Annotated in this window: 16 protein-coding genes; 9 read left to right on the top strand and 7 right to left on the bottom strand. The window is 44.4% G+C overall.

What is annotated here, in order from left to right:
- The first annotated feature begins 162 nt into the window (after positions 1-162).
- The 3 genes from R7E29_RS11460 to R7E29_RS11450 all read left to right on the top strand — a co-directional run bounded on the left by R7E29_RS11460 (position 163) and on the right by R7E29_RS11450 (position 5,824).
- Entirely contained in the window at positions 163-2,523 is a 2,361-nt protein-coding gene (locus tag R7E29_RS11460; protein ID WP_054576607.1) for a Lon protease family protein, read from the top strand.
- 293 nt (positions 2,524-2,816) lie between these two features.
- Complete coding sequence (locus R7E29_RS11455) at positions 2,817-4,445, top strand: methyl-accepting chemotaxis protein (protein ID WP_054576608.1); 1,629 nt, start codon at positions 2,817-2,819, stop codon at positions 4,443-4,445.
- 398 nt (positions 4,446-4,843) lie between these two features.
- A complete protein-coding gene (locus R7E29_RS11450; protein WP_025768571.1) occupies positions 4,844-5,824 on the top strand; it encodes a porin in 981 nt (326 codons plus the stop codon).
- Between the two features lie 124 nt (positions 5,825-5,948).
- Here the strand turns inward: R7E29_RS11450 and R7E29_RS11445 are convergent, their stop codons facing one another.
- A complete protein-coding gene (locus tag R7E29_RS11445) occupies positions 5,949-6,695 on the bottom strand; it encodes a flagellar brake protein (protein ID WP_042521645.1) in 747 nt (248 codons plus the stop codon).
- A 127-nt stretch (positions 6,696-6,822) separates the two neighbouring features.
- On the opposite strand from R7E29_RS11445, the gene R7E29_RS11440 reads away from it, so the two are divergent.
- Together R7E29_RS11440 and R7E29_RS11435 are read left to right on the top strand one after the other, a co-directional pair.
- Positions 6,823-7,098, top strand: coding sequence for a GNAT family N-acetyltransferase (locus R7E29_RS11440; protein WP_017820514.1), 276 nt, complete (start codon positions 6,823-6,825; stop codon positions 7,096-7,098).
- Positions 7,095-8,072, top strand: coding sequence for a phosphotransferase (locus tag R7E29_RS11435; RefSeq protein ID WP_155489429.1), 978 nt, complete (start codon positions 7,095-7,097; stop codon positions 8,070-8,072). The genes R7E29_RS11440 and R7E29_RS11435 overlap by 4 nt, the downstream gene beginning before the upstream one ends.
- Positions 8,073-8,118: 46 nt before the next feature.
- On the opposite strand, the gene R7E29_RS11430 is transcribed toward R7E29_RS11435, so the two are convergent.
- Positions 8,119-8,619 carry a GNAT family N-acetyltransferase gene (locus R7E29_RS11430; RefSeq protein ID WP_017820512.1) on the bottom strand — a complete coding sequence of 167 codons (501 nt, stop codon included), beginning with the start codon at positions 8,617-8,619 and terminating at the stop codon, positions 8,119-8,121.
- Positions 8,620-9,015: 396 nt separating this feature from the next.
- Here R7E29_RS11430 and napG point away from each other — a divergent pair, with 396 nt between their 5' ends.
- The 4 genes from napG to R7E29_RS11410 all read left to right on the top strand — a co-directional run bounded on the left by napG (position 9,016) and on the right by R7E29_RS11410 (position 12,509).
- Positions 9,016-9,786, top strand: coding sequence for a ferredoxin-type protein NapG (napG, locus tag R7E29_RS11425; protein ID WP_042521643.1), 771 nt, complete (start codon positions 9,016-9,018; stop codon positions 9,784-9,786).
- Positions 9,786-10,640, top strand: coding sequence for a quinol dehydrogenase ferredoxin subunit NapH (gene napH, locus R7E29_RS11420; RefSeq protein ID WP_047104522.1), 855 nt, complete (start codon positions 9,786-9,788; stop codon positions 10,638-10,640). Before napG ends, napH begins: the two co-directional genes overlap by 1 nt.
- A 199-nt stretch (positions 10,641-10,839) precedes the next feature.
- Positions 10,840-12,021 (top strand): MFS transporter, encoded by a 1,182-nt coding sequence (locus R7E29_RS11415; protein ID WP_005375129.1) that lies wholly within the window; start codon positions 10,840-10,842, stop codon positions 12,019-12,021.
- A 206-nt stretch (positions 12,022-12,227) separates the two neighbouring features.
- Complete coding sequence (locus R7E29_RS11410; RefSeq protein ID WP_025768568.1) at positions 12,228-12,509, top strand: YrhK family protein; 282 nt, start codon at positions 12,228-12,230, stop codon at positions 12,507-12,509.
- A gap of 122 nt (positions 12,510-12,631) precedes the next feature.
- Here R7E29_RS11410 and R7E29_RS11405 read toward each other — a convergent pair whose 3' ends face one another.
- The 5 genes from R7E29_RS11405 to R7E29_RS11385 all read right to left on the bottom strand — a co-directional run bounded on the left by R7E29_RS11405 (position 12,632) and on the right by R7E29_RS11385 (position 17,608).
- Positions 12,632-13,471: an energy-coupling factor transporter transmembrane component T family protein gene (locus R7E29_RS11405; RefSeq protein ID WP_005383942.1), complete on the bottom strand. Its 840-nt coding sequence runs from the start codon at positions 13,469-13,471 to the stop codon at positions 12,632-12,634.
- Positions 13,468-15,207 carry an ABC transporter ATP-binding protein gene (locus R7E29_RS11400; RefSeq protein WP_318082650.1) on the bottom strand — a complete coding sequence of 580 codons (1,740 nt, stop codon included), beginning with the start codon at positions 15,205-15,207 and terminating at the stop codon, positions 13,468-13,470. Before R7E29_RS11400 ends, R7E29_RS11405 begins: the two co-directional genes overlap by 4 nt.
- A gap of 6 nt (positions 15,208-15,213) precedes the next feature.
- On the bottom strand, positions 15,214-15,762 hold the full coding sequence (locus R7E29_RS11395; protein ID WP_005375133.1) for an ECF-type riboflavin transporter substrate-binding protein: 549 nt from the start codon (positions 15,760-15,762) through the stop codon (positions 15,214-15,216).
- A 335-nt stretch (positions 15,763-16,097) separates the two neighbouring features.
- Positions 16,098-17,228 carry an HlyD family secretion protein gene (locus R7E29_RS11390; RefSeq protein WP_054576609.1) on the bottom strand — a complete coding sequence of 377 codons (1,131 nt, stop codon included), beginning with the start codon at positions 17,226-17,228 and terminating at the stop codon, positions 16,098-16,100.
- Complete coding sequence (locus tag R7E29_RS11385; protein WP_005375135.1) at positions 17,228-17,608, bottom strand: DUF3302 domain-containing protein; 381 nt, start codon at positions 17,606-17,608, stop codon at positions 17,228-17,230. Before R7E29_RS11385 ends, R7E29_RS11390 begins: the two co-directional genes overlap by 1 nt.
- Positions 17,609-17,741 lie beyond the last annotated feature (133 nt).

Raw genomic sequence — 17,741 nt, 5'->3', positions numbered from 1 at the left:
TTTAGATATTAAATGAAATTGATTATCAATTGCAAGTGCGTGTTAATATCACTTATGTGTTCATAAAATGTCCAATCAATCTAGGGTGGAAGGTAAATCACTTAAAATTAAGCAAATAATCTCTACACTCAAATAACGAAAATAAGAAAAAAGGAAGTGGATATGGCAATACTAAGATTGGAAGCTAAGCAGCTATATTCTGTAGCAGATCTAGAGAATATGCCATGTAAGTCGACCAAGGAGTTACCTCCAATTGATGAAATCGTGGGCCAAGAGCGCGCGCAAAAAGCGGTCGAGTTTGCGATGTCCATCAAAGAGAAAGGGTATAACATCTACGCCATTGGTCAGAATGGGCTAGGTAAACGCACCATGATCTTGCGCTATCTGAATCGTCACCAGCACGATGCAGCAGCCCTGTTTGATTGGTGTTACGTTGCGAACTTTGAGGATACCCGTACACCAAAGGTATTAAAGTTGCCTTGTGGTATCGGAAATAAGCTACGTGTTGATATTGAAGCTTTAATGGGCAAATTATTGAATGCTTTACCCCTAGCATTCGACAATGAAATGTACTTTAGCCGCGCTGAGCGATTAAAAAATCAATTGGCAGCTAAGCAACAAAACGAGCTGGATCGTATTAGTCGAGAGGCAAAAGAAAAGGGCATCAGCCTAACACTGACTACGCAGGGGGATTATCAGTTTGTCGCCATGAACGGTGATGAGCTTCATACGGAAGAGTCTTTTGATGTACTAAGCAAAAAAGAACAAGAGCAATTCAGCGATGCTATTGATGAACTCGAAGTGCGATTGCGCTCGATGGTTCGTGAGCTTACGGAGTGGGAAGAGACATACAGCGATAAAATCAAAAAGCTCAATGATGAAGTGACGCTTGATGTGATTACTCACTTCATCAAAAAACTCAAAGTGGATTACGCGCAATATTCCGAAATCAAAACCTACTTAACTGAGCTGCAAAAAGATATTGTTGAAAACGCAGATATTTTCCTTGACCAAAGTGGCGAGCAAGGCGAAATTGCGACGGCATCCTTGGATAAAAAATTGCCACGTCGTTATAAAGTGAACGTCTTGGTAAGCCGTAAAAGCAGCGAATTTCCTATCGTTGTTGAAGAAAATCCCAACTATCATTCACTCTTCGGGTCGATTGAGACTGCCACTTTCAAGGGAACGGTGTTTACCGACTTCTCGCTGATTCGCGCAGGGAGCTTGCATAAGGCGAATGGCGGCGTTCTATTAATGGATGCTCAGAAAGTACTTGAACAGCCTTACGTTTGGGATGGTTTGAAGCGCGCATTGCGTGCTCGTCAATTGAGTTTTACGTCTCTAGAAAAAGAAGTCACATTGACGGGGGCGGTATCACTCGATCCTGAACCGATTCCGCTTGATATCAAAATTATCTTATTTGGTGATTACCGAACTTACCAATTACTCCAACATTACGATCCAGAGTTCAGCGAGTTGTTCCGTGTGACGGCAGATTTCGAAGACGAAATGAAACGTACGCCGGAGTCTGAGCTGCATTACGCGCGCTTTATCTCTAGCGTGGTGCATGACAACAATATGCTGCATTGCGATCGCAAAGCCATTGCTCGGATCATCGAATACAGCTCACGTTTGTCTGGCGAACAATCCAAGCTATCTCTACATTCGGCTAATATCGCCAACTTGCTTCGAGAGTCGAATTACGTGGCTCGTCAAGCCAACTCCAACATGATCCGTATTGGTCATGTTGAAGAGGCGCTCAATAACCAAGAAATGCGAGTAAGCCGATTACGCGATAACGTAATGGAAACCTTTATTAACGGCACAACGCTGATTCGCACCGAAGGAGAAGCCGTAGGCCAAGTGAACGCACTTTCGGTATTGAGCACTAGTGACTACATGTTTGGTGCACCGAATCGCATCACAGCGACGACGTGTTACGGTGATGGGGAGGTTATCGATATCGAGCGCAGCGTGGATTTGGGGGGCAGTATTCACTCTAAGGGTGTGATGATTTTGTCTGCCTACTTATCTTCCGTATTTGGTAAAACGGCACGAGTGCCATTAACGACAACCATTACCTTTGAGCAATCTTATGGTGGTGTTGATGGTGATAGTGCCAGCATGGCTGAGTTATGTGCGGTTGTGTCTGCTTTTTCAAAGCAACCAAACCGACAAGACATTGCGATAACAGGGTCGATGAATCAATTTGGTCAAGCTCAGCCTATTGGTGGCGTAAACGAAAAGATCGAAGGCTTTTATGATGTGTGTGTAATTAAAGGTCGTCATGACGGGCAGGGGGTCATTATTCCGCGCTCTAATGTTCACAATCTAATGCTTCGTTCCGACATCGTGAAAGCAGTCGAAAAAGGCGAGTTTAATATTTGGGCGATTGACCATGTTACTGAAGCTATCGAATTGTTTACGGGGAAAGTTGCTGGTGAGCCAACCGATGAAGGCTCTTATCCAATCGATACCATTTTTGGCCTTGCTCAAGCTAAGCTCAATTCGTTGAGAAAATAGGCTGAAACCGTCCTAAATGTGAATGTATCTCATCATAAGTGATCATAATTTATCATAACGACAATATCCCGACGCTACTGTCGGGATATTGTCAATAACAGATTGAAAATGGAGAGTTTTTGTACTAGACAAAAGTGTGATCGACCTCTAATATTCGCCACTTGTTTATTCGTCTGGGATTTATCCCGTCGCAAGGAAGCATAGATATTCAAACTGCCGAAAAGTAACGTTGTTATAAGCACTGCTCGAGTTTGTTTGGATATAGACATCACGCATACAACTGAGGCCCTGTCATGCAGTTATCACTGAAAAATTTGTCAGTACGAACGCAAATTTTGGTTCCGGTATTATTTACCGCGATTGTTTTGTTTATTGCTCTTTGGATTACTAAAAACAATCTTCAAGCAGAGCAAGATGTTATTGCTTCCAACCAAGAATCTTTGGTTTTTCACAAAGACACATTGGCGAGTATTGACGACCAAATTTACCCTCTGCGCATAAGCGCGGTTTACGCTATTTACGATGCTTCTCGTCGTGAGAATTTTCTAACCGAATTGAAAGAAGGCTTAAAGCAAGTTGATGCCGATTTAAGCGCAATTGAAGCCCGAAACCTATTCCGTGACGATGCCGTTAAAGTTCGCCAAGCAATTGAATCCTATGTGCGATATTCAGAGCGCTCAGTTGCTTTCTTCAACCAATACGATCAAGGTTTGAAATCGGATAGCGAGTACCGTGCATTTGTCAAAGAGTATCGCAATGTTGGCCGAGAAATGGTCCAACAAATTAACACACTATCAAAGCATGTAAACGAGCAAGCTGAACAATCTACTATCAGAAGTCATCAGCAAAATGAACATGTGCAAAATAACGCTATGTTGACGGTTTTAGCGGTATTTGCTTTCTCATTGATAGGCGCTTGGTTCCTATCTGGCATGATTGTTACACCAATCCAAAAGCTGCAAGAAGTGATGCGTCAGTTAGCAATGGGTAATTTATCAGTACGTGCAGATGTCGATGGGGACAATGAGATCTCTAAGCTGAGCAAAGATGTAAACCAAACCGCAGAGCAGTTATACAACACTGTGGACCAGTTAACCCGTATTAGTGAGGAAGTTGCATCTGCATCGACCGAATTAGCTGCGGTAATGACGCAAGCGGAAGCGAACGCTCAACAAGAGTTAGCGGAGATCGAGCAAGTTGCATCTGCGGTTAACGAGCTTGCAAGCACTGCGAATAATGTGAGTGATAACGCGACCTCTGCTGACGCAACCGCGCGTGAAGCTGATGGACTTGCTCAATCAGGTTTGGCTATCTTCCAAGAAAGTGCGGAAGCAAGTGCGCAAATGTCTCAAGCATTGAACGATGCAGCGCAAGTTGTTTTGCGTCTAAAAGAGCAATCTGTACAGATCAACGATGTTATTGAAGTGATTCGCGGCGTATCTGAGCAGACCAACTTGCTAGCATTGAATGCTGCGATTGAAGCGGCGCGAGCTGGTGAATCTGGTCGTGGTTTTGCGGTAGTAGCTGATGAAGTACGCATGCTAGCAGCGCGTACTCAAGACTCGACACAAGAGATCCAAACGATCATTGAAGAGCTTCAAGCGCAGTCTGGGCTGGCGAATGACAGTATGCAAGTCAGCCTTGATATGCTTAGCCGCAACAACGAGCTGACGCAACAAGCGAATGACGCGTTGGTTGGAATTACCGAGTCGGTCGCCAACATCAACGATTCAAACACGCAAGTAGCAACCGCAGCCGAAGAGCAGTCTCAAGTTACTCAAGATATCAATCGCAACGTGGTTAACATGTCGGAGCTTGTAAACCAAAATGTAGCGGGCATCAGCCAGAGTGCAAGTGCGAGTACTGAGCTTTCATTACTTGCAGAGAAGCAGAAAGAGCAATTAAGTTTCTTTAAGCTTTAATTCATCATCTACTTATCAAATCTCTAAATCCCTGAGTGAATGCTCAGGGATTTTTTTGTTTGTAATAATCGGATTTATTATCAATAAGTCTATCTAAAACAGTCAGTTAACAAGATTTTTTTTGCGGGCAATATCACGTTTTGTGATATTGTTTTTACATTTTTTTCGTCAATTTTTTTTTGACGCGAACATTTTTTTTAACTCAACCGATAACTTGATGGTTGAGAGGTATTCATATCGTCATTTTAAGTGGTGTTTTCTTCTATAAGCGCTGTTTATTCAACACGTTGCGTGAAAAATAACAGCTGCTACTATGCCGCCAGTTTTCTCGTTGGTACAGAAAAGTCCTGTTTTTCTGGTGAGAAAACACATATAAAACAATGATATGGAAAATAACAATGAAATTAAAAACTTTAGCTGTAGCAGTGGCGCTAATGGCATCAGGATCTCAAGTTGTCGCTTCAGAACTATACAACCAAGATGGCACTTCTCTTGAGATGGGCGGCCGCGCTGAAGCGCGTCTTTCTATGATGGATGGTAAGGCAGAAGACCGTACTCGCATCCGTCTTAACTTCCTAGGCAAACAGGAAATCAATGAAAACCTATACGGCGTTGGTTTTTGGGAAGGTGAGTTTGTAACTAAAACTTATGATGTATTTGATTCTAAAGGTAACAAAGTTGGTGAGACAGATAGTCTTGAAACTCGTTACGCTTATGCGGGTCTGGGTGGCAAATACGGTGAAGTAACTTACGGTAAAAACGACGGCGCACTAGTGGTTCTTACTGACTTTACTGACATTATGGCTTACCACGGTAACACAGCAGCACTTAAACTGCCTGTTTCTGACCGTACAGATAACATGCTGTCTTACAAAGGCCAATTCGAGCAACTAGCTGTACGCGCTAGCTACCGTTTTGCTGATCGCACAACAGATGCACAAGGCTTTACAGACAACGAGGAAGATGGCTTCTCTCTATCTGGTGTTTACGCGTTTGCTAACACTGGTTTTGAACTAGGTGCTGGTTACGCAGATCAAAACGACAGCGATGAGTTCATGCTGGTAGCTGCATACTCTGTAGGTGACTTCTACTTCGCTGGTAACTACACTGGCGCGGATATGGATGTTGCAGGTAAGACTTTTGATTACAAAGGCTACGAACTAGCCGCTGCTTACACTATGGGTCAAACTGTATTCACTTCTACGTTCAACAAAGGTGAACTAGAAGACGCAGATACTGTAGAAAACCTAGCTGTTGATGTAACTTACTACTTCAAGCCTAACTTCCGTGGCTACGCATCATACAACTTCGATCTAATGGATAACGAAGGCGCGGCTGAAAAAGATGAGCTAGCGCTAGGTCTACGTTACGACTTCTAAGTCATGACTCTTATCTAAGATACTGCCTTATTCTTAGTAAATAAAAACCCCTTACTGAAAAGTAAGGGGTTTCTTGTTTTCTAGCACTTCAAAGCTTCTTGATAAGCGATAGGGGTTATCAAATCTATCTTTTTAGTGTGAGCTTAGTCCCATCAAATTTGAGGTGACTGAGGAGGTTTTTAGCGTTGTTTTTACCAACCTCATCAAACTCCATTCCGTAGCGAGCATAGTGCGTTGATTTTTGTAAATTACAAATACGACCTCGCAACGGCGCTAGCATACGACTTTCTCCGGGCATCGTTAGATCCAATGAAACGTGGTCACCAACCTGAAGTGGTCGGCTCATTGGTGATGTTACAAAACGACAGCCACTACGAGATAAATCTCTTATTTCGCATTCAGTTCGATAGGCTTCTAAACAAACACGCGCTCTCAAATTTACTTCGTAACGCACTTCTTTGCGAAGCTGAAAGACCTGCATAGTGTTGGGTAGGTCTAGCACCAAAATTGGGTACGGATCGCCTAGTCGATGCTGTAATTGGGCCCGAAATGGGATAACGGCCCCTTCACCTCGATGAGAGTAGGCTTTTACATTGATCCAAAAGCCTTCTTGAAAATAGAACTTCAAGTCTTCATCGGAGATGTTCGGAACCTCTATCAATGCAGTATTATTTGAGTGACAGCCAACAAATGTGCTGGTTGTAATAAACTTTGTACCAACGGGGGTGGTGACGTTTAAGCTCACTTCACTGCCATGTTCGACCATTGCCATTGCATCGGTGCTATTTAATGTACTTGCCTGACGTTCTGGTGCCTTCTTGCTTTGCAGAGGTAGCTTGCCGTCTCTGGCAATTGGGCTCATATTTCTCATTATAATTGTCGTACCTGATGTAAGAAGGTAATCGCGTGAGGCGAAGCAGCACTCTCGCATGGTATCGATTTTATTCAGTGATATAGTTTGATTCAATCAATCTGTAACAAAAATTAGAGAGCAAGATATGCATAAAGTAACTCATGAGACCACGAATAGTACATTCTGGGTTGATTTAGAGCAGGGTTATAAAGCCAAGGTGATTTATCAGCTTAAGGGTAATGTCATGCACATTACATCAACGGTTGTTCCTGAAGCACTGCGAGGTAAGGGGTACGGAAAAGTGATGATGGAAGCGGTGTTGCCAGAAATTGAGTCACTCGGTTATCAAATCAAACCAGTTTGCCCATATGTTATTCACTATATGGAGAAGAACCAAACGTGGTCACATCTGATCGCATGATGAGTAACAACCACCAATGCTACCAAAATATTGGCCAGGAACTCAATCTCGGTAATTACCGCTCTGTAGAAGTCATACAATCGCTATGGGGAGGCTATGGGGAGTTAGTCCGAGTTACTTATTCTACTCGTTCGGTGATCATTAAGCATGTAAAACTCCCTAAGCCTTCAGAGCATCCTAGAGGCTGGAATACGGACCGTTCTCATCAAAGAAAGTTGCACTCTTATCAGGTGGAAGTGAATTGGTATGAGTATTTTTCCGGAGGGGTGGATACTCGCTGCCGAGTACCGCAAGGTCTAAAAACGTTCCAATCGGAGAATGAATGGCTCATTGTGATGGAAGATCTCGCCGAGGTGGGCTTTCCAAAAGTCATCACAGATGCACAGCTAAAGCATCTACAAGCCTGCCTCACTTGGTTGGCGAACTTTCATGCGCGATACATCGATGTTCGTTCTGATAAGTTGTGGCATATCGGTACATACTGGCACTTAGCAACCAGACCCGACGAGCTTGAAGCATTGCAAGACACTGAGCTACAAAATGCGGCTCAATTGATTGATCAAACGCTTTCGCAAGCTAAGTTTAAAACACTAGTACACGGTGATGCCAAATTGGCGAACTTCTGTTTTGATGAAGAAGAATCAAACGTTGCTGCGGTTGACTTTCAATACGTTGGATGTGGGTGTGCCATGAAAGATGTGGCACTGTTTATGAGTAGTGCCGTTAAGCCAGAACGTTGTGCAGAGATGGAAGTTTGGGTTTTGGATACGTATTTTGCTCAGTTGCAACACGCGCTAATAGGCTATCAACCGAATCTTGACCCTAATGAAGTCGAGCGTGAATGGCGTCCTTTGTTTGCTGTGGCTTGGGCAGACTTTCAGCGCTTTGTGAAAGGTTGGAGTTCCGACCACTGGAAGATCAATCCCTACACAGAAGCATTGACTCGCAGAGCGTTGGCTTACTTACGAAAGTGAGTCGAAGTTTAAAAAGAAAAGCCTCCAATTAGTAGGAGGCTTTGTTTTATCTTTGGCCTGGTCTGATGCGCGCCATGTAATAGGTATTGATGAATTCACCATCACGGAAGGAACCGTCAATCGCTTCACCTTCAATTTGAAATCCATGCTTTTTATAAAGCCCAATGGCGGCGTCGTTATCGGCATTGACCTCTATCTGAATTCTTCTCACATTTAACCAGTTATCTGCTAGTTCAGTGACTGTTTCTATCAATTTGCTACCAATACCGAGTCCATGGAAACTATCATGTACTCCGATGCCAAACGATGCCGTGTGCATCGTTCTTGGACGTAGAGAGTGGTGAAAGCCAATATTTCCGACGACTTTACCATCAATTTCAGCGACATAGCTATAAACACCATCAGGTATGTTTGACAATCTTTCCACCCACATCGCGAGCGAAGGCTTTGGGAGTTGCAGGGTTTCACGTTGTGCTTTTGGTTGTGAATAGATTTCTACGAGTGCCGCTGCGTCTTCGACGGTCGTTGGACGTACGATAATTTCCATGCCTCTCTCCTTCGCTTTTTAGTTTTAATTTTTAATCTAACCACAGTTTTCTTATTTGGATAGTGTTTTTTTTATGTTTAATGGATAAATGCCTTTTAAATTAGCTTGTTATGATGTCATTTTTTGAATTTTTAGTAGTGATTTATCATCGAATTGAGCGAGTAGATTGCAAAGGTGTTGAATTATTGTACTGAGAATGGCGCGTACTGCAGAGTATCGTGGTGAATTTCATGTCGCAGTAAATAAACGCATTTAGTCAAACTGTGACGACGGCACTGTGCGTCAGTTGACTTGAATCAATAGAGGATGGGGTTACCTCCTATGAGGTATAGGGAAACGACACGTTTAGGGCTATTTATGCTTAACTTGATAAGGGAGTTTTGTTGAGGAAATAGCATGAAATCCTCTCAGTCTAAAATATCGCAAAGTCGGCGCCGATTTTTGCGTGATACAGCTCGAACTGCGGCTGGTGTTGGCGCAGCTGCGTGTGTATTGGGCTTACAATCGCTACAAAGCCAAGCTCGAGAAACCAAAGGTGTGCCTATTCGTCCGCCTGGTGCACTGCCGGAAGGCGATTTCGAATCAGCTTGTATTCGATGTGGCTTGTGTGTTCAGGCATGTCCTTACGATACCTTGAAACTTGCGACATTACTTTCACCCGTCGCGACTGGCTCACCTTACTTTACTGCACGCGATATTCCCTGCGAAATGTGCGAAGACACTCCTTGTGTTGTCGCTTGTCCGAGTGGGGCGCTGGATCCGAAACTAACCGATATTGATGATGCTCGAATGGGTACAGCGGTTCTTATTGACCATGAAACTTGCCTTAACTGGCAAGGGTTACGATGCGACGTTTGTTATCGCGTTTGTCCGCTGATTGATGAAGCCATCACGTTAGAGATGGTTCACAACGATCGAACTGGCTATCACGCCAAACTTATCCCTACAGTGAATTCCGAAGTGTGTACCGGATGTGGTAAGTGTGAACAAGCGTGCGTGTTGGATGTCGCTGCTATTAAAGTCGTCCCGACGGATTTGGCGAAAGGCAAAGTGGGCAGCCACTACAATTTTGGTTGGAAAGAGCTCGACAAACCACTCGAAAATATCCTCCCTAGTGAGACGCCTGTGCCGGAAGGTGCGCTTGAATCGCTAAAAGGAGGTAAGTAATGGCAAAGAATTTAGCTCAAAATGCTGGCAAAGAAGCGCTTGAAAAGCTTGGTTGGTGGCGCGCGCATCGGTTTTTGATTTTACGTCGGCTATGTCAGTTCACCATCATTGCGCTATTTATGGCTGGGCCGACGCTGGGAATTCTAACTGGTAATCTGTCATCAAGTATGTTGCTCGATACCGTGCCGTTAAGTGACCCGTTAATCGTGCTTCAAGCTTTGGCGACAGGGCATGTTCCGGAGTTTAATGCGTTGTTAGGCGTAGTGATTGTCGTGGTGTTTTACGCGATTTTGGCGCCGCGCGCATTTTGTGCTTGGGTGTGCCCGTTGAACATCGTGACAGACTTGGCGGCGTGGTTGCGTCGAAAGTTCAACATTAAAGCGAGCTATCGTTGGTCTCCCATGATTCGTTATTGGCTGATCCCTGTTTTGATGTTGGGCAGTGCGCTATCTGGCGCGATTCTTTGGACATGGTTAGATCCAGTTGCGGCACTGCATCGCGGGTTGGTGTTTGGTATGGGCGCAGGTTGGGTGCTAATCGCCCTAGTGTTTGTGTTGGATTTACTCTTGGTTGAGCATGGGTGGTGTGGGCACTTATGTCCACTGGGGGCTACCTATGGCGTGATAGGCCGAAAAAGCCTGTTGCGCGTTACTGCTGTTCGGCGCGAAGATTGCACCAAATGCATGGATTGCTTTTACGTTTGCCCAGAACCAGAAGTGCTTCGGCAGCCTTTGAAAGAGGGAGATCGTCGAGTTATGGATCAAAACTGCATTAGCTGTGGCCGTTGTTTGGATGTGTGTCCAGAACATGTGTTTGAATTTAAAAATCGCCTATCAGTAAAAGTCATTGATTAAGCCACTGAGCACATTTACTCATGCTTTAGTTCTCTTGATACTTGAACATCGCGCTTAGCCAAGGAATTGAGTGCGATGTTTATCTTCATAACAATATTCCTCAGCCATATCAGCTTGCTCTGGGTTGAAAATAATAATGATATTGCGAATTTGTTACATTTAAAGCTATGATGATGCCTTCATATTTAAAGGAAACATCATGACTACCTCATCGCACGGCTGGAGAACGCCGCAAAATTTCCTCCTGTTAATTTCCATTATCGTGCCCATTGCTTTTTCTACCTGGATGGCGTTGTTGAACAACTTTGTTATAGAGAAAGCAAACTTTGATGGTGCCGACATAGGCCTATTGCAAAGTGTGCGCGAAATTCCGGGTTTTTTGGCCTTTACCGCCGTGTTTGTATTGCTGTTTATCCGAGAGCAACGCTTTATGCTCGTATCTTTGGCGATGCTTACGCTTGGTACGGCATTAACAGGTTATTTTCCCACTTTGTACGGTCTACTTTTTACAACCTTGTTAATGTCCACCGGCTTCCATTACTTTGAAACACTCAAGCAGTCTTTGTCTTTACAATGGCTATCTAAAGAAGAAGCGCCAGAAATGCTGGGTAAGTTTATTTCTGTTGGAGCTTTGGCTTCTCTGTTTACCTACGGCGCCATTTGGGTTTCGCTCGAACAGCTCAAACTTGATTTTAAAACGGTCTATTTAATGGCTGGTGGTTTAGGTTTTGTGCTCATTTTGGTGATGGCATTTGCCTTCCCACAATTTAAGACAAAAGTGCCTCAGAACAAGAAGCTCATCCTGCGTAAACGTTACTGGTTATACTATGCGCTTACGTTTATGAGTGGAGCACGCCGTCAAATTTTTACGGTGTTCGCTGGTTTCTTGATGGTAGAAAAGTTTGGTTACTCCGCCGCAGATATTACGTTGCTGTTCCTGATTAACTATGTCTTTAACTTCTTGTTTGCGAAGCGAATAGGCCGTTTTATCGGCGTTGTAGGTGAGCGCAAAGCGTTGATGTTTGAATACGTCGGTTTGATCTTCGTGTTTGTCGGGTACGGTTTGGTGCAAACGGCTGAGTGGGCGGCAGCATTGTATGTTGTCGATCATCTATTTTTCGCGTTAGCGCTTGCGATTAAAACCTACTTCCAGAAAATTGCCGACCCAGCAGATATGGCGTCGACCGCGGGCGTTGCGTTTACGATTAACCATATTGCGGCGGTTGTAATACCTGTTACGTTTGGTGTGATTTGGCTGGTTTCACCTGCTAGCGTATTTTACATCGGCGCTGGTATGGCAGCAGTGAGCTTGCTGTTGTCACTCAATATTCCAGCGAAGCCGGAAGAAGGCAACGAAACTCGCTTGTTGAAGTGGAGTTAAGTTGGTACTCACTATCTAATCATTAAAGCGAATACCTGTAATTAGACTCGCTAAAAAGGGTGCTTATGCGCCCTTTTCTTTTTATTGCAAATAGATAATCCCTCCAATGGTTGTCAATGCATGCCACGTCCGTTAGGGTTTAGAACTAAGTATTTCGAAATAACTTGGGCATAACTGACGCGAAACAATAAGAGGGGAGCTATACAGTGCAGATACATGGCAGAGAGTTGGATTTAGATCTAGGAAGTCGTCACATCGTTATTCAGCGCCGCTATGAGGCGTTAGGTGCTGCAAACGACCTACTCATTGCTATTTGGTTTTTAATTGGTAGCTTTTTCTTTTTGAATGATTCGTTGATTGAAAGTGGTACTTGGCTTTTCATTGTAGGCAGTGCGCAGTTGATCATTAAGCCCCTGATAAAACTGATGAGTTTAGTTCATGTTGGTCGTTTGAATAAGCAACTTTCTGGCACATCAGCGAGCCGCTGAAATTACCGCTTCTTTTGAATACTTGCAAGCAAGAAGCCAACAGGCGAGTTATCGAGGGGAAAGACGGAAGATAACGTGGTCACAACACTAACCACGTTATGTTCAGTTTGAAGCTTCAGAATTTAAAACGGATACCAGAACAGTTGTGTGTCCATCACACGCTTGCTGATCGCAGCAATCACTATCACCGCAATCCCAGCCATGCAGATCATATCGGCTTTGGTCAGTGGTTTTAAGCTGTACCAAGTGCGAGAGGAGTGGCGGCCAAAACCACGTAGCGTCATCGCGTTTGAGATTTGATCGGCTCTGTCTAAACTAGAGAAAATCAGAGGTCCAAGAATCTTCGCGACGTTCTTCATACGATTGAACAACGGAGCCTTCTTGCTCAGTTCTACTCCGCGTGCTTGTTGCGCGTGCATGATGTTAACAAAGTCCTTTTTCACTTCCGGCAAGTAGCGCAGCGTTAAGCTTACGGCATAGGCGATTTTGTAAGGTACACCCAAGCGGTTCAAGCTGGCTGAAAACTCCGTCGGGTGAGTGGTAAATACAAACACCAACGCGATTGGAAACATGCTGAAGTATTTCAACGTCACTGTTACTAGGTAAAACAACGTCTCTTGAGTGAGCGAGTAATTGCCGGGTAACGAGAGTAAAACCGTTGATGAGCCCATGAACTCAGTACCTTGTTGCGGCGCTAACGCGAACATAAACAGGGCATTGATCAGTAATACCGTGCCTGTACCGAATAACAGCGGTTTGTAGACATGAAAGGGCACTTTGGTCATTTTCAATAAGCCTAAACCAAGCACGATCAACAGCGCGATGATTCGCAAGTCAAATGTGGTCAATACCACCGTTACCCAAGCAATGAAAAGCAAGAACTTAGTAATGCCATTCAACTTATGAAGTGGTGATTGGGTATCGATGTAGTTGATACCAAACTTCATTTTGTTGTCTTTCATGCCACAGCTTTCTCTGGTTGGTTTACGTCGTCGCTTTTTTGTTGGCGGTGCGCTTTTTCTACATTGATAAAGTGCTGCATAAAGCCATTGGTGTCCTCGATACCAACTTTCGTAGCCAACTCAAACAAACTTGTGGTAGTGAGGTTTGCTTGGTTTAGTAGCTCTGGACTGCTGAATACCTGCGTCATTGGTGCATCCGCGACTAATTTACTGTCTGCAATCACGATAGAGCGCGTAGTGTATTCCAGCACTAAATGCATGTCATGAGAGATGATCATTACGGTTACGCCCAACTCGCGATTGAGCTTTTCGATGAAACTCAGCATAGACGTGTAGTTTCGATAGTCCTGACCTGCCGTCGGTTCATCAAGGATCAGAAGCTCTGGTTCCAAGACCAAAATTGACGCAATGGTTACGCGCTTTTTCTGGCCATAACTCAATGCTTCGATTGGCCAGTGACGGTATTTGCTCAAACCGCACAGCTCTAGGACTTCAAGTACTTTAGCTTCGATTTGTTTCTCTTCAACGCCACGATTACGGAGGCCGAAGGCCACTTCGTCGAAAATCATGTGATGGGAAATCATGTGGTTCGGGTTTTGCATCACCACGCCCACTTTCTGGCTGCGCTCGAAGATGGTCAGTTCGTTTAGATCTTGACCATTCATGCCCATTGAGCCGCTATCCGCTTCAATAACGCCCATAATCAGTTTGGTGATGGTCGATTTACCCGAGCCATTTTTGCCAAGTACAGAGACAAACTCGCCACGCTTGATGTTAAAACTCACGTCTTCTAGCGCATTTTTCTCACCGTCGTAAGAATAGGTGAGGCCACGGACTTCAAGCAAAGTCTCGGCTGGCGTTTTAGGTGGTTGTGCTGTTGAACCATCAAACCATGCTTGTACTGCTGGTTTATATTGCTCCAACGGTAAGGTAGTTAAGCTAGAAGGTTTTGCATCGCCCTCAATCGCGCAGCCTGCTTCTTTCAGAGCCGAAATATAAAGCGGTTCGCGGATGCCGTAATCTTCTAGCAGAGGCGACGCTAAAATTTCATCTGGCGTTGTATCGGCAATGATTTCGCCGCTTTCCATCAAGATAATACGGTCAACTGAGCGATGCAGAACGTCTTCAAGACGATGCTCAATGATTACGATGGTTTTGCCCGTTTCGCGGTGTAGATCATCGATGATCTCGATGGTTTTTTTTCCCGTTTTAGGGTCAAGCGCAGCTAGTGGTTCATCAAACAAAAGGATATCGACATCATCGACGAGAATGCCCGCCAAAGAAACACGCTGTTTCTGCCCGCCAGATAAATCGTGGGGTGAGCGTTCTAGCATCTGTTCCAAGTCGACCATTTTGGCCGTGGCTTTGACCAATGGGTACATGTCGATATTTGAAGTTAGCTGGTTCTCCAGCGCAAATGCAATGTCTTCGCCAATGCTCAAACCGACAAATTGGCTGTCCGTATCTTGCAGTACGGTGCCAACTTGCTCAGTGTATTGGTGCATGTCGAAAGGGGCGGTGTCTTGACCATTGATGGTCAATGTTCCACTGGTTTCCCCTTTGATTGCGTGTGGGATCAGTCCGTTAAGACATTGCCCAAGGGTAGATTTACCACTACCACTTGGACCGATAATGACGATTTTCTCTCCTTTCTCTATCCTTAGATTGATATTTTTTAGCGTCGGTTTGTCCAGCGACTCATATCTAAAAGAGAAGTTAGAAAATTCGATTGTCATTCGACATTAAGCCTCTGTTAAGTTACGGCTTTGCTTGTTACGTTTAGCGACAGATTTAAGAATGAAGAAGCCAACAATAGCAATAAGAATGGTGTTACCGATCGCGATAATAGAAAGCTGGGTAAACACTTTAGTGAACGGTTCTGCGTATAAAATCGTGTCGAGGAATGCAGAGCAACCGTAACCAAATACGTTGCCTAATAGCGCAAGTACTACGAATAACGCGAAGTCTTTCATATTGAAATCACCTTTCTCCAAACGGTAGCGCGTTAGAGAAGGGAATAGACCGATAATCAAACCAACAATACCTGAACCAAGTACCCAAGTGAGCCATACGCCCCAACCTGCAAATAGGTCAGTAACCCAGTGACCAATAAAACCAACCAAGAAGCCAACAAGTGGTCCAAATAGTACTGAGAACAATGCTAATACTGCCATTGCTGGTTTTAGCGTTGTGTTTGCAAACACAGGGATGCCAAACATAGGTAAGCCGCCGATACCGTAAAGAGCAGCACCGATTGCAATAACCACAACAGTTTTAGCGGAAAGATTCATAGATAACCTCAGTTCAATAGTCGATTTTAAAGAACGTTTAATTGTTTTGTCGGAAAGCGTTAGTTATTTGATTGTGTAACATATATTCAAAACAACCAAGCTGCTTATTGTTTGCTCTATTTTTCTTCAGGAAATGTGTGATTTGATTCACGCATCCCTTTGACTGGCTTTGGTTTTAGCAAGCATTAAAAATAAGGCGCGCATTATACAGAATATTAATAAAAGTGGGAATGCTATCTATCTGGATGGCTAGAATGAATCAGGGGCTGATCGTCAGCCCCTGATTACACTGTTTGATGTTATTTTTACCGATAAATGAATGCGCTATATGTTCATTAATGGTCGAGGTATAAATAGTTCTGCCAGCTCTTCATACGAATAAGAACTTTGCGCATCACTGATACGTGAGTAAAGCTGTCTGAATAAACTGCAACTTCAACCGCAGTACCCATTGGTAGGTGGTATCCACTCAAGTCGTCGGCAATTTTCAGCTTCGCAAAAACACGTCCGCTCGTGCGCAAGGCATCAGTCCCAAGCAGAGCGCCTCGCGCTTGAATTTGGCTTTCACCAATGGCTGGAATCACGTCAATGACTTCGCCACGGAACACTTTGCCCGGAATTGCGCGGAACATAAATTCTGCTTCAAAGCCTGGCTTCAAGCGTTGTAATGAGTTCTGTCTGAATGCCGCGGTGTACGTAATGTCTTCGGTATGTACGAAGGTCATTGCCGGGGCAAGTGGCAACGGCACAGCCATAACACCAGGACGCAAAGCCAATTGCGTAACGTAACCATCGGTTGGCGCACGAACGACGGTTTGCTCTAGGTTAAACTCTGCTTTACGCAGCTCGGCAAGAAGTTGCGCGACTTGGGTATTTTCGCCTCCGATTTCAGAGTCCAGAGCGATTTGCGCTTGTTCTTGTTGCAAAATCGCAACGTCTAACATGGCTTCTGCCGCTTTATACGCTTGGCGTCGAGTATCCAAATCTTGTTCAGTAAACGCGCCACGATCAAAGCCCCTTTGATATCGGCTGAATTCCCTTTGTGCTTTATCTCTGTCCGCTTGCGCTTTCAATACAGCAGCTTCTGCCTCTCTTCGATCAGACTCTAAGCCCAACGCACCTTGGCTTGCTTCTTTGACTTTCGCTTCCAGGCGAGCAACTTCTGCTTCAAAAGGCACAGGATCGATTTTGAAAAGAATATCGCCCGTTTTGAGCGGTTGGTTGGCCTGGACTGGCACTTCCACCACGCGGCCACGCACGCCAGAGACGATAGGCGTAGTCGGGAACACTTGGTTACCCAATTGAGTAAATGGGTGGTTGTAGTTCATAAGCAGCACGAGTGTGCCCACTAACACTACGCCGCCAAGTACGGCGGTTGGAACGGTCCATTTGTTTAGAGGAATATTGAAAATTTTAAAAATGGCAATACAAAGAGCTGCGTAAGTCAGAATCAGCAATAAGTCCATTATTCGTCCTCTTTACTTTGTTCAGGCAAAGGCTTTTGCTGAATCTTTTGTTGTTTCAACATCGATACTTCGTTTTTGAGTTCGTTGACTTCATCGATGAGTTCTTCAAGGCGGTGATGAATGTCGTGTGTTTCTTGTTCTAGTTGTTTAAAACCCCAGCCGCGTTCCTTGCGCCATAATGTTGCCCAGATCCATAAAAATGGCCACAGCGCATGCAAAGTGAAAAGGCTGACCCAGCCAGCGTAGTGAATTGCGTCTTGGTGCGGGTGCTCTCTCTCTTTGGCGATTTCATATGGAATATCATGGATGACAATGATTCCGTAAAAGATCACTAAAGCAACGAAGATGAGTAACCCAAGTGCAAAATAGTCTAGAAACATCTTACCTACCTGTGCGTATTGCGAAATGGAAAATCTACGTAAATTAACAATTTAAGTATTTGTCTTAACTACAGATGAATCAAGCGGTTTTTATGTAGGAATTATGTTTATGCGATGTAAGTATCCACTGATG

Origin of the sequence: Vibrio sp. Vb1729, assembly GCF_033338655.1 — a bacterium.
In the GTDB taxonomy this organism is placed as follows: Bacteria; Pseudomonadota; Gammaproteobacteria; order Enterobacterales; family Vibrionaceae; genus Vibrio; species Vibrio alginolyticus.
Note: the sequence above shows the minus strand (reverse complement) of the source record. Positions and strands in the feature narration are given on the sequence as shown.

Bases quoted from the DNA above. Each gene is read 5' to 3' on its own strand.
- R7E29_RS11460 (WP_054576607.1), top strand. From the start codon at position 163: ATGGCAATACTAAGATTGGAAGCTAAGCAGCTATATTCTGTAGCAGAT.
- R7E29_RS11455 (WP_054576608.1), top strand. From the start codon at position 2,817: ATGCAGTTATCACTGAAAAATTTGTCAGTACGAACGCAAATTTTGGTT.
- R7E29_RS11450 (WP_025768571.1), top strand. From the start codon at position 4,844: ATGAAATTAAAAACTTTAGCTGTAGCAGTGGCGCTAATGGCATCAGGA.
- R7E29_RS11445 (WP_042521645.1), bottom strand. From the start codon at position 6,695: ATGAGAAATATGAGCCCAATTGCCAGAGACGGCAAGCTACCTCTGCAA.
- R7E29_RS11440 (WP_017820514.1), top strand. From the start codon at position 6,823: ATGCATAAAGTAACTCATGAGACCACGAATAGTACATTCTGGGTTGAT.
- R7E29_RS11435 (WP_155489429.1), top strand. From the start codon at position 7,095: ATGATGAGTAACAACCACCAATGCTACCAAAATATTGGCCAGGAACTC.
- R7E29_RS11430 (WP_017820512.1), bottom strand. From the start codon at position 8,619: ATGGAAATTATCGTACGTCCAACGACCGTCGAAGACGCAGCGGCACTC.
- napG (WP_042521643.1), top strand. From the start codon at position 9,016: ATGAAATCCTCTCAGTCTAAAATATCGCAAAGTCGGCGCCGATTTTTG.
- napH (WP_047104522.1), top strand. From the start codon at position 9,786: ATGGCAAAGAATTTAGCTCAAAATGCTGGCAAAGAAGCGCTTGAAAAG.
- R7E29_RS11415 (WP_005375129.1), top strand. From the start codon at position 10,840: ATGACTACCTCATCGCACGGCTGGAGAACGCCGCAAAATTTCCTCCTG.
- R7E29_RS11405 (WP_005383942.1), bottom strand. From the start codon at position 13,471: ATGAAAGACAACAAAATGAAGTTTGGTATCAACTACATCGATACCCAA.
- R7E29_RS11400 (WP_318082650.1), bottom strand. From the start codon at position 15,207: ATGACAATCGAATTTTCTAACTTCTCTTTTAGATATGAGTCGCTGGAC.
- R7E29_RS11395 (WP_005375133.1), bottom strand. From the start codon at position 15,762: ATGAATCTTTCCGCTAAAACTGTTGTGGTTATTGCAATCGGTGCTGCT.
- R7E29_RS11390 (WP_054576609.1), bottom strand. From the start codon at position 17,228: ATGGACTTATTGCTGATTCTGACTTACGCAGCTCTTTGTATTGCCATT.
- R7E29_RS11385 (WP_005375135.1), bottom strand. From the start codon at position 17,608: ATGTTTCTAGACTATTTTGCACTTGGGTTACTCATCTTCGTTGCTTTA.